Origin of the sequence: Colwellia sp. BRX8-9, assembly GCF_014077245.1 — a bacterium.
Lineage (GTDB): Bacteria > Pseudomonadota > Gammaproteobacteria > Enterobacterales > Alteromonadaceae > Colwellia_A.
Map to the genome: position 1 here is coordinate 1 of NZ_JACGVN010000011.1, position 12,829 is coordinate 12,829.

At 40.6% G+C, this 12,829-nt stretch carries 7 protein-coding genes; all 7 read right to left on the minus strand.

The genetic code is table 11. The features are described 5' to 3' along the window. Positions 1–203, minus strand: a 203-nt coding sequence (locus tag H4J70_RS10710; RefSeq protein WP_259364653.1) for a GTP-binding protein, incomplete at its 3' end; no start/stop codon positions are given. Between the two features lie 78 nt (positions 204–281). Next, positions 282–2,390: an elongation factor G gene (fusA, locus tag H4J70_RS10715; protein ID WP_070375044.1), complete on the minus strand. Its 2,109-nt coding sequence runs from the start codon at positions 2,388–2,390 to the stop codon at positions 282–284. 223 nt (positions 2,391–2,613) lie between these two features. After that, positions 2,614–3,087 (minus strand): 30S ribosomal protein S7, encoded by a 474-nt coding sequence (rpsG, locus tag H4J70_RS10720; RefSeq protein WP_070375045.1) that lies wholly within the window; start codon positions 3,085–3,087, stop codon positions 2,614–2,616. A 116-nt stretch (positions 3,088–3,203) separates the two neighbouring features. Then, positions 3,204–3,578, minus strand: coding sequence for a 30S ribosomal protein S12 (gene rpsL / locus H4J70_RS10725; RefSeq protein ID WP_011045492.1), 375 nt, complete (start codon positions 3,576–3,578; stop codon positions 3,204–3,206). Between the two features lie 186 nt (positions 3,579–3,764). Next, on the minus strand, positions 3,765–7,976 hold the full coding sequence (gene rpoC / locus H4J70_RS10730) for a DNA-directed RNA polymerase subunit beta' (protein WP_070375046.1): 4,212 nt from the start codon (positions 7,974–7,976) through the stop codon (positions 3,765–3,767). 101 nt (positions 7,977–8,077) lie between these two features. Next, positions 8,078–12,106: a DNA-directed RNA polymerase subunit beta gene (gene rpoB / locus H4J70_RS10735; protein ID WP_070375047.1), complete on the minus strand. Its 4,029-nt coding sequence runs from the start codon at positions 12,104–12,106 to the stop codon at positions 8,078–8,080. A 259-nt stretch (positions 12,107–12,365) separates the two neighbouring features. Beyond that, on the minus strand, positions 12,366–12,725 hold the full coding sequence (rplL, locus tag H4J70_RS10740; protein ID WP_070375048.1) for a 50S ribosomal protein L7/L12: 360 nt from the start codon (positions 12,723–12,725) through the stop codon (positions 12,366–12,368). Positions 12,726–12,829: the final 104 nt, after the last annotated feature.

The following is a 12,829-nucleotide window of genomic DNA, read 5'->3' on the forward strand; positions in this document are numbered from 1 at the left end:
ATGTGAGAAGTATTGATTGTAATACCACGCTCACGCTCTTCAGGAGCATTATCGATTTGTGCGAAATCTTTAACTTCACCACCGTGTACTTTAGTTAATACTGCAGAGATAGCAGCTGTTAAAGTTGTTTTACCGTGATCGACGTGACCGATAGTACCAACGTTAACATGCGGTTTTAAACGTTCAAATTTTGCTTTAGCCATTTTTCAATTACCTTAAAGTTTATTAAAAGCGCAGCCAAGATGACCGAGCTAGACTTTCACTAACTATAAGTGAGTGTCTTACGAGATTCCAAGAGATTCTGTTATTGCCGCAACTACATTCTTAGGAGCTTCACTGTATTGTAAAAATTCCATCGAATAAGAGGCGCGGCCCTGTGTTGCACTGCGTAATGCAGTAGCATAACCAAACATTTCAGACAGTGGTACTATTGCATTCACTATCTTAGAGCCAGCAGGACCTTCGTCCATGCCATCGATCATACCGCGACGACGATTTAAATCGCCAACGACATCACCCATGTTTTCTTCTGGCGTAGTTACTTCTACTTTCATCATAGGTTCTAGAAGTGTCGGCGTAGCTTTTAACGCCCCTTCTCTAAAGCCCATTGAAGCAGCAACTTTAAACGCCATTTCATTAGAGTCAACGTCATGAAAAGAACCGTCATAAAGTGTTACTTTAACATCAAGCATTGGATAACCGGCTAATACACCGCTATCCATTTGCTCAAAACAGCCTTTTTCAATGGCAGGTATATATTCTTTAGGAACAGTACCGCCAACAATTTCGTTAACAAATTCGAAACCACCACCTTCTGGTAAGGGTTCCATTTTCAACCAAACGTGACCAAATTGGCCTTTACCACCTGATTGTCGAATAAATTTACCTTCTACTTCAACCGTAGAACGAATAGTTTCACGATAAGCAACTTGTGGCTTACCGACATTACATTCGACGCCAAACTCACGTTTCATGCGCTCGACAATAATGTCTAAGTGTAGCTCACCCATACCGGAAATGATCGTTTGACCCGTTTCATCATCAGTAGCGACCTTAAACGAAGGATCTTCAGCTGATAATTTACTTAAGGCTAGGGCTAACTTGTCTTGAGAAGCAATGGTTTTTGGCTCAACGGCTATTGAAATTACCGGATCAGGGAATTCCATTTTCTCAAGTGTTATTACGTGATTGGCATCACACAGTGTTTCACCCGTAGTAACATCTTTTAAACCGATGGCTGCTGCAATATCACCAGCACGAACTTCTTTAATTTCTTGACGGTCATTAGCATGCATTTGCACTAGACGACCGAGACGTTCTTTCTTGCCTTTAATCGGATTAAAGACACTATCGCCTGTTTTTACTACTCCGGAATAGACGCGGAAGAAGGTTAACGTACCGACAAAAGGGTCAGTGGCAATTTTAAAGGCTAACGCGGAAAATGGTGCACTATCATCTGCGGCACGCGTTGCAGGTGTTTCATTTTTGTCATCACTAATACCCGTAATAGCAGCAACTTCCGTTGGTGAGGGTAAATAATCAATAACCGCATCTAAAACAGCTTGTACGCCTTTGTTTTTAAAAGCAGAGCCACAAGTACAAAGAATGATTTCATTATTAAGGGTACGTTGTCGAAGTGCTGACTTGATTTCGTCTTCTGTCAAATCGCCATCTTCAAGGTATTTATCCATTAGCTCGTCTGACACTTCAGCCGCTTCCGATATCATATTCTCACGCCATTCATCGGCAAGGTCTTGCATATCGGTAGGTATTGCTGAATAAGTAAAAGTCATCCCGTGATCGTCTTCACTCCAGTTGATCACTTTCATTTTAACAAGGTCTATAACACCTTTAAAATCTTCTTCTGAACCAATAGGTAACTGAATAGGAACTGCATTTGCTTTTAGACGTGCTTTTAGCTGACCAACAACAGAAAGAAAGTCTGCGCCAGTGCGGTCCATTTTGTTAACAAAAACAATGCGTGGAACGGCATACTTTTCCATTTGACGCCAAACAGTTTCTGTTTGCGGTTGAACACCTGAAGAGGCACATAAAACTAATACAGCACCATCGAGGACACGCAAAGAGCGTTCAACTTCAATGGTAAAATCAACGTGACCAGGAGTATCGATAATATTAATACGGTGGTCAACAAATTGACCGTCCATGCCTTTCCAGAAACAAGTTGTCGCGGCTGAGGTAATGGTAATACCACGCTCTTGCTCTTGTTCCATCCAGTCCATGGTTGCAGCGCCATCGTGCACTTCACCAATTCTGTGAGAAAGACCCGTGTAAAACAAAACACGTTCTGTGGTTGTCGTTTTGCCAGCATCTACGTGCGCACAGATACCAATGTTACGGTAGCGCTCAATAGGGGTGATACGTGCCAAAATGAAATCCTCTAATTCTTAGTCACTAATAATTAGTACTATTAAATAAATATTCGCGTAAGCGGTGAGTATTTGTTTAATACTACTGTTTAATACTTTTTGAACTGCGCAAAGCATCAGTCCGTAAAAGTTAGTATGGCTAGCAAGAGAAACTCTTGCTAGCCATGTATTTACCCTAAGCATACGCAAAGGGTAAATCATACATCCATTCAAAACTGCTAGCTTACCAGCGGTAGTGAGCGAACGCTTTGTTAGCATCAGCCATACGGTGAACGTCTTCACGTTTCTTAACCGCTGAACCTTTGCTGTCAGACGCATCTAACATTTCGTTAGCTAGGCGCTGAGCCATTGATTTTTCACCACGTTTACGAGCTGCTTCAACTAACCAACGCATGGCTAGAGCATTACGACGAACTGGACGAACTTCAACTGGTACTTGATAAGTAGAACCACCAACACGACGAGATTTAACTTCGACAGATGGGCGGATATTATCTAAAGCAGTTTCGAAAAGCTCTAAGTGAGTTTTCTCGCTGTTTTTTTCAGTTAAAATGTCTAATGCACCGTAAACAATTTTTTCTGCAGTAGATTTTTTACCATCAACCATAAGGATGTTGATGAATTTTGCTAAAAGTTCATTATGGAACTTAGGATCTGGCAATATTTTACGTTGCCCTACGACGCGTCTTCTTGGCATCTTAATTCTCCGTAGTATTCAGGATTAATCCAAAATATATAAATTTAAAAATTTCTTATTTGGCCTTACTTAACGTTTTTTTCTCTTCCTATCTATAAGGAGTTAGAGAGGAAAACTTAAGATTTAGGTCGTTTAGCACCGTATTTAGAACGGCCTTGTCTTCTGTCGCTTACACCTGAACAATCAAGCGCGCCACGAACGGTGTGATAACGCACACCCGGTAAATCTTTTACACGGCCACCGCGTATTAAAATAACGCTATGCTCTTGTAAATTATGTCCTTCACCACCGATGTATGAAGTTACTTCGAAGCCGTTAGTTAAACGAACACGAGCAACTTTACGAAGTGCTGAGTTAGGTTTTTTCGGTGTAGTTGTATACACACGAGTACATACGCCACGACGTTGTGGACAAGCTTGTAACGCTGGAACGTTACTTTTAGTTACTTGTCTTACACGTGGTTTACGTACTAATTGGTTAATAGTTGCCATTAAATAGCTCCCGATTAGTTAAACTTGTGTAAATTCCAATCAATGAGAAATTTACACCCTTATAAACGTGAAAATCCGCGACCTTAAATGCTATACATAAACAGTACAGGATATAGGGTCGCGGAATTCTATAGGTCAAGCTATGGCCTGTCAAGTAGCACAGGCCATTAACGCTATATTTTTTACTTAATCACTAGCATTTAGTGCGTCAGTTAATGCTTGTGCTGCATCGTCAGCTGAAACAGCGACTTCTTCAACAGCAGGCATTTTTGCTTGTAGTTTACGTTTAGCACGTTCCTGATGGTACGAATAACCTGTACCCGCTGGGATCAAACGACCAACGATAACGTTTTCTTTCAAGCCACGTAACTTATCTTTCTTACCTGCAACAGCAGCTTCAGTAAGTACACGTGTTGTTTCTTGGAAAGATGCCGCTGAAATAAACGATTCAGTTGCTAATGATGCTTTAGTAATACCCATCATTTGCATTTCGTATTCAGCAGGTTGCTTACCAGCAGATTCAAGCTCGCGGTTTGAAATATTAACACGCGCTACTTCTACTTGTTCGCCTTTCAAGAAATCACTATCACCCGCGTCTAAGATTTCACACTTGCGAATCATTTGACGGACGATAACTTCGATGTGCTTGTCGTTAATTTTTACACCTTGTAAACGATATACTTCTTGTACTTCGTTAACAATGTAATTAGCAACAGGTGCAACACCACGTAAACGCAAGATATCATGCGGAGACTCAGGACCATCGGCAATAACTTCACCTTTGATTACTGGCTCACCCTCATAGATATTCAAAAGACGCGTTTTAGGGATCATCTCTTCGTATACTTCACCGCTAGGTTGAGTGATTAATAAGCGCACTTTACCTTTGGTTTCTTTACCGAAAGCAACAACACCTGTTTTCTCAGCAAGAATTGCAGGAAGTTTAGGCTTACGTGCTTCAAATAAATCAGCAACACGTGGAAGACCACCGGTTATATCACGAGTTTTAGAACTTGCTTGTGGTATACGAGCAAGTGCATCACCAATGTTTACATCCGCGCCATCTTCTAGGTTAACAATTGCATTACCCGGTAAGTAGTAAAGTGCTGGGATTTCAGTCCCGGCAATCATAACTTCTTCACCGTTAGCATCAACAAGTTTCAATGCTGGGCGCATTTCTTTACCCGTTGCATTACGTTGACCTGCGTCAGTAACAATAATACTTGAAAGACCAGTCAGATCATCAGTTTGACGAACCATAGTCACGCCATCAGAAAGATCAACGAACTGAACTTTACCTGCTACTTCCGTAATAATAGGGTGAGTATGCGGGTCCCAGTTAGCGATGATTTCACCGGCAACAATTGAACCACCATCTTTCTTAGAAAGCACAGTACCGTAAGGCACTTTATAACGTTCTTTCTCACGACCTAGCTCATCAATTACCGTCATTTCAGATGAACGTGAGGTAATAACAAGATGATCTTCAGAGTTAGTTACAAACTTAGCATTTTGAAGTTTCAAAGTACCTGTGTTTTTAACTTGTACGTTGTTTTCAGCAGAAGCACGCGATGCGGCACCACCGATGTGGAACGTACGCATGGTAAGCTGTGTACCAGGTTCACCGATTGATTGTGCTGCAACAACACCAATAGCTTCACCTTGGTTGATCATATGGCCACGAGCCAAATCACGACCGTAACAATGAGCACAAATACCAAAATCGGTTTTACAGGTAATAATTGAACGTACTTTCATTTGATCAATTGAGTTTTCTTCAATGAAATCACATAAAGCTTCGTCAATTAGCGTGTTACGAGGTAATAAAACTTCGTCAGTACCCGGCTTGATAACATCTTCAGCAACAACACGACCAAGAACACGTTCTCTTAATGGTTCAACAACATCGCCACCTTCGATTAGTGGTGTCATTTGTAGACCGTCGAAAGTACCACAATCATGTTCAGTCACAACCAAATCTTGTGCAACATCAACTAAACGACGAGTTAAGTAACCCGAGTTAGCTGTTTTAAGTGCAGTATCGGCAAGACCTTTACGCGCACCGTGAGTTGAGATGAAGTATTCAGATACGTTCAAACCTTCACGGAAGTTAGCTTTGATTGGCGTTTCGATGATAGAACCATCTGGTTTAGCCATCAAGCCACGCATACCCGCTAACTGACGGATCTGAGCAGCACTACCACGAGCACCCGAGTCAGCCATCATGTAGATAGAGTTAAATGAATCTTGTTCTTCTGGCACGCCGTCACGGTTAATAACAGTTTCTTTTGATAAATTGTCCATCATCGCTTTAGAGATTTTCTCGTTGGCAGATGACCAAATATCAATAACTTTGTTATATTTTTCGCCCTGAGTAACTAAACCTTGCTCGAATTGAGTTTGGATTTCAGCAACTTCTTCTTCCGACTCTTCGATAATAGTGTATTTAGCCGCAGGAATAACCATATCATCAATACCAACAGAACAACCCGCGATCATCGCGTAATGGAAACCTGTGTACATGATTTGGTCAGCAAAAATAACCGTTTCTTTCAAACCTAAGTTACGGTAAGCGTGGTTAATTAATTTCGAAATTGGTTTTTTGCCAAGCGGTTGATCGATTAGATCGTAAGGCATACCTTTTGGACAAACCTGCCACATAATGGCTCGACCTACCGTGGTATCACGTAAAGTCGTTTTAGGAACAGTAAAGTTACCTTCTTCGTCTTTAAAGTATTCTGTGATACGAATTTTTACACGGGCGTGAAGTTCTGCAACACCTGTGCGGTAAGCTTTTTCAGCTTCTTTAGTGTCAGCAAAAACCATGCCTTCACCTAAACCATTAACACGGTCACGTGTTAAGTAGTACAAGCCTAAAACAACATCTTGTGATGGTACAATAATCGGCTCACCGTTTGCTGGTGATAACACGTTATTGGTAGACATCATTAAGGTACGAGCTTCCATTTGCGCTTCGATAGTTAACGGTACGTGTACCGCCATTTGGTCACCATCGAAATCGGCGTTGTATGCCGCACAAACTAGAGGATGCAAGTGAATTGCTTTACCTTCAATTAGAACAGGTTCAAACGCTTGGATACCTAGTCTGTGAAGTGTTGGTGCACGGTTAAGCATAACTGGATGTTCACGAATAACTTCGTCAAGTACATCCCAAACTTCAGCGCCTTCACGTTCAACTAATTTTTTAGCCGCTTTAATCGTAGTCGCTAAACCACGAGCTTCTAATTTACCGTAAATAAATGGTTTGAATAATTCAAGTGCCATTTTTTTCGGTAAACCACACTGGTGTAAACGCAGTGTAGGACCAACAGTAATTACAGAACGACCAGAGTAATCAACACGTTTACCCAATAGATTCTGACGGAAACGACCTTGCTTACCTTTAATCATATCGGCAAGAGATTTAAGAGGACGTTTGTTAGAACCGGTAATTGCGCGACCACGACGACCGTTATCAAGAAGTGCATCAACAGATTCTTGTAACATACGTTTTTCGTTACGTACGATAATATCTGGAGCAACTAAGTCAAGAAGACGTTTTAAACGGTTGTTACGGTTAATAACACGACGGTATAAATCGTTCAAATCAGACGTAGCAAAACGGCCACCATCCAAAGGTACTAACGGACGTAAATCCGGCGGTAAAATGGGTAGTACGTTCATAATCATCCACTCAGGCTTATTACCTGAAGCGGCGAATGCTTCCATTAATTTTAAACGCTTAGTGACTTTTTTACGCTTAGTTTCACTACCAATTTCAGGAAGCTCTTCACGCATTTGCGCTACTTCGCCTTCTAAATCGATTTGTTGTAGTAAAGCTAAAACAGCTTCAGCACCCATTAATGCGTCAAATTCATCACCATGCTCTTCTAAAGCATCAAGATATTCTTCTTCAGTTAGAATTTGGCTTTTTTCTAATGTTGTCATACCAGGTTCAGTAACAACATAAGATTCAAAATAGAGAACACGTTCGATATCACGAAGTGTCATATCAAGTAATAAACCAATACGCGAAGGTAATGATTTTAAGAACCAGATATGTGCAACTGGGCTTGCTAATTCGATATGACCCATACGGTCACGACGAACTTTTGTTAATGTAACTTCAACGCCACATTTTTCACAAATAACACCACGATGCTTTAAACGCTTGTATTTGCCACAAAGACATTCGTAATCTTTTACTGGACCAAAAATACGCGCACAAAATAGACCGTCACGTTCTGGTTTGAACGTACGGTAGTTAATCGTTTCAGGTTTTTTTACTTCACCAAATGACCAAGAACGAATCTGATCTGGTGAGGCTAGTCCGATACGTATACCATCGAACTCTTCTGTTTGATTTTGTTGCTTAAGAAACTTAAGTAAATCTTTCACACTTCTTCTCCTGTCGGAGTTAAACCTTAAAGAGAAAGCAGTTGCCTGCTTTCTCCGTGTACTGACTCATCAATTTGATAGTCAGCATGCAGCTTTGGAAGCTAGTCCTGATCTAATTCGATGTTAATACCTAACGAACGAATTTCTTTCAACAATACGTTGAATGATTCAGGAATGCCTGGCTCCATTCTGTGATCACCGTCTACTAAGTTTTTATACATCTTAGTACGACCGTTAACATCATCAGATTTAACCGTTAACATTTCTTGTAGCGTATAAGCAGCACCGTATGCTTCTAGTGCCCATACTTCCATCTCACCGAAACGTTGACCACCAAATTGCGCTTTACCGCCAAGAGGTTGTTGCGTTACTAATGAGTAAGAGCCAGTAGAACGTGCATGCATTTTGTCATCAACCAAATGGTTAAGTTTTAACATATACATGTAGCCAACCGTTACAGGACGTTCAAATTCACGACCAGTACGACCGTCAGTTAAGATAAACTGACCGCTTTCAGGCATATCAGCAAGTCTAAACATCTCTTTGATTTCTTTCTCTGCTGCACCATCAAATGCTGGAGTAGCAATAGGAAGACCGGCACGTAAGTTATTAGCTAAACGCATCACTTCATCATCAGAGAAGCTCGCGATGTCAACAACTTGACGAGATTCACCAACATTGTAAACTTCTTGAATGAAGTTACGTAGTTTATGAATTTCTTGTTGCGCTTCCAACATACGGTTGATTTTTTCGCCAATACCACGACACGCCATACCTAGATGAGTTTCTAAGATCTGACCAATGTTCATTCGTGATGGTACACCTAACGGGTTAAGTACCACATCAACAGGAACACCATATTGATCGTAAGGCATATCTTCTACTGGAACGACGTTTGAAATAACACCTTTGTTACCATGACGACCGGCCATTTTATCACCCGGTTGGATGTGGCGTTTTATCGCTAAGTAAACTTTGATAATTTTAAGAACACCTGGAGCTAAATCAGCACCTTGCGTGATCTTACGACGTTTAATTTCAAACTTCTTATCGAAATCAGCTTTAATATTGTCGTATTGCTCAGCAATTTGTTCAAGCTCAGATTGTTGACCTTCGTCAGACAAGTTTTGAACTAACCAATTTGCACGAGACATACTATTAATGTCTGATTCGTTTAAGCCAGCAGATAAAAGAAGGTTTTTAGCACGAGCATAAATACCATCTTCTAAGATGCTAAATTCATCGCCTAAATCTTTCTTAACTTCTTTAAGTTGTAATTCTTCAATTTCAACAGCGCGCTTATCTTTTTCTACACCGTCACGGGTGAAGATTTGAACGTCGATGATAGTACCTTTAACTGAATTAGGTACACGTAAAGAGCTGTCTTTAACGTCAGCTGCTTTCTCACCGAAAATAGCACGTAATAGTTTTTCTTCTGGTGTTAATTGTGTTTCACCTTTAGGAGTAACTTTACCCACTAAGATGTCGCCACCATTAACTTCAGCACCGATGTAAACAACACCCGCTTCATCTAATTTAGATAAAGCTGATTCACCAACATTAGGAATATCAGAAGTAATTTCTTCACTACCTAATTTAGTGTCTCGTGCTATACAGGTTAATTCTTGAATATGAACAGTAGTGAAACGATCTTCTGTAGCAACACGTTCAGATAACAACATTGAATCTTCGAAGTTGTAACCATTCCAAGGCATAAACGCTATACGCATGTTTTGACCTAGGGCTAATTCACCCATGTCCGTTGAAGGACCATCAGCTAAAACATCACCACGTGTAACAGGTTCACCCATACGACACTGTGGACGTTGGTTGATACATGTATTTTGGTTTGAACGCGTATATTTAGTTAAGTTATAAATATCAATACCGGCTTCACCAGCATGCATTTCGTCTTCATTAACTTTAACAACAATACGAGAAGCGTCAACATAGCTGACTACACCACCACGTTTTGCAACAGCAGTTACACCTGAATCAACAGCTACAACTTTTTCCATACCTGTACCGACTAACGGCTTATCAACGATAAGAGTTGGTACGGCTTGACGTTGCATGTTTGAACCCATCAGGGCTCTGTTAGCATCATCGTGCTCAAGGAACGGAATTAAACTTGCTGCAACTGAAATAATCTGCTGTGGCGAAACATCCATGTATTGGACTTGTTCTGCCGAGATTAATGTAAATTCGTTTTTGTGACGACATTGTACTAAGCCGTCTACTAACTTACCTTCACTATCAACCGGAGCTGTAGTTTGGGCAATAACGAAGTTACCTTCTTCAATTGCTGATAAATAATCAATATCATCAGTGACTAAACCATCAACTACTTTACGATATGGAGTTTCTAAGAAACCGTAATCGTTAGTACGTGCATAACACGACAGTGAGTTAATCAAACCAATGTTTGGACCTTCCGGCGTTTCGATAGGACATACACGACCATAATGGGTCGGATGTACATCTCGAACTTCAAAACCAGCACGTTCACGCGTCAAACCACCTGGGCCTAATGCGGAGATACGACGTTTATGCGTCACTTCTGATAACGGGTTGTTTTGATCCATAAACTGTGACAATTGTGAAGAACCGAAAAATTCTTTCACAGCCGCAGAGATAGGCTTAGCGTTGATTAGGTCTTGTGGCATGATAGCGTCTAAGTCACCAAGACTTAAACGTTCACGTACAGCACGTTCAACACGTACTAGACCAACACGGAATTGGTTTTCTGCCATTTCGCCAACAGAGCGAATACGACGGTTACCTAAGTGATCGATATCATCAGTCTCGCCTTTACCGTCACGAATGGCGATTAAGGTTCTCATTACTGAAATAATGTCATCGTTAGATAAAATGCCACTTCCAACATCGTCTGAATTGCCAACACGACGGTTGAACTTCATTCGACCAACGGTTGATAAATCATAGCGTTCTGGAGCAAAAAACAAGTTAGTAAATAACGTTTCTGCTGCATCTTTTGTTGGTGGCTCGCCTGGGCGCATCATGCGGTATATTTCAACTAAAGCTTCTAGCTTGTTTGAAGTACCATCAACACGAATAGTGTCAGACATGTATGAACCAACATCGAATTCATTCATATATAAAGTAGAAAGAACTTTATGGCCAGCTTGGCTTAGCTCTGCTAATAACTCTAATGTTATTTCAGCATTGGCTTCAGCAATAACTTCACCAGTAGACTCATCGATGTAAGCTTTAGATAAAACTTTACCTACGATGTACTCAGCTGGGACTTCTAGCTTTTCAAGATTTTCTTTCGACAATGAACGAATATGACGTGCAGTAATGCGACGACCTTGTTCTACTAATACATCACCATTTTTCAAACAAATGTCAAACGTTGCCGTTTCACCGCGTAAGCGCTCAGGGATTAAATCCATGATCAACTTATCGCCTTTGATTGAAAAGTCAGTGGTGTCATAGAACATGTCTAGAATTTCTTCAGTAGAATACTCTAAGGCACGTAAAATGATTGACGCCGGTAATTTACGACGACGGTCAATACGTACAAATAAATTATCTTTAGGATCAAACTCAAAATCTAACCAAGAACCACGGTAAGGAATAACGCGTGCGTTATATAATACTTTACCAGATGAGTGTGTTTTACCTTTATCATGATCGAAAAACACACCTGGAGAACGATGTAATTGCGAAACAATAACACGCTCAGTACCATTAATAACAAACGTACCGTTGTCTGTCATTAATGGGATTTCACCCATGTATACTTCTTGTTCTTTGATATCTTTAACTGTGCCTGCTGGCGCTTCTTTATCGTAAACTACTAAACGTAATTTAACGCGAAGCGGCGCAGAATAGGTTACACCGCGGATTTGACATTCTTTGACATCAAATAACGGTTCGCCAAGTCTGTAGCTCACATATTGTAACTCTGAGCTACCAGAGTAAGCTTTAATTGGGAAAATAGAATGAAACGCAGCCTCTAGGCCTGTTTCACCTGTTGGATCAATATCAATAAACTTACGGAAAGATTCGAGTTGGATTGATAACAAGAATGGATAATCCATTACTTGTATGCTTTTACCAAAGTCCTTGCGAATACGTTTCTTTTCGGAGTAAGAGTAAACCATGGGGTTCCTCAGCTTGCTGGTTATGGCCGATCTGCCTTTAAAATACCAATTGGACTAGACAACTTCAGTATAGCTTCATACTTTGTGTTAGCTAATCCAATTGGTATCAGACAGGATATTGCAATGATACTTAATACATTTAGTACCAATTATGCACTTTTTGGTTTAAAAAAAACCACTTTCTTTAGCGCAAAAAGGCCGGTGACTTTAAAGTCACCAGCCATTGCCTTTTCAGGCAAATAATCTGTTTAAAAACAGATTATTTGATCTCAACAGAAGCGCCAGCTTCTTCAAGAAGAGTCTTAAGAGCTTCAGCTTCAGCTTTGTCAACGCCTTCTTTAACAACGCCAAGAGCTTCAACTAAGTCTTTAGCTTCTTTAAGGCCTAAACCTGTAGCGCCACGAACTGCTTTGATTACTGCAACTTTCTTCTCACCGAAGCTAGTCATAACAACGTTGAATTCGCTTTGCTCTTCAACAGCTTCAGCTGGTCCAGCAGCGGCAACAGCAGCTGATGCAGATACGCCAAATTTTTCTTCCATTGCTTCGATTAAAGCAACAACGTCCATTACTGACATGTCAGCAACTGCGTTTAGGATATCGTCTTTAGAAATAGACATTTTAAATTTCCTGTTTTTTAATAAACAGCCTTTGGCTGTTTGAAATAACTATAAATACAAAAAGTGCGAATTGTGCTCTGCCTATGTTTAAGTAATAGCAGAGG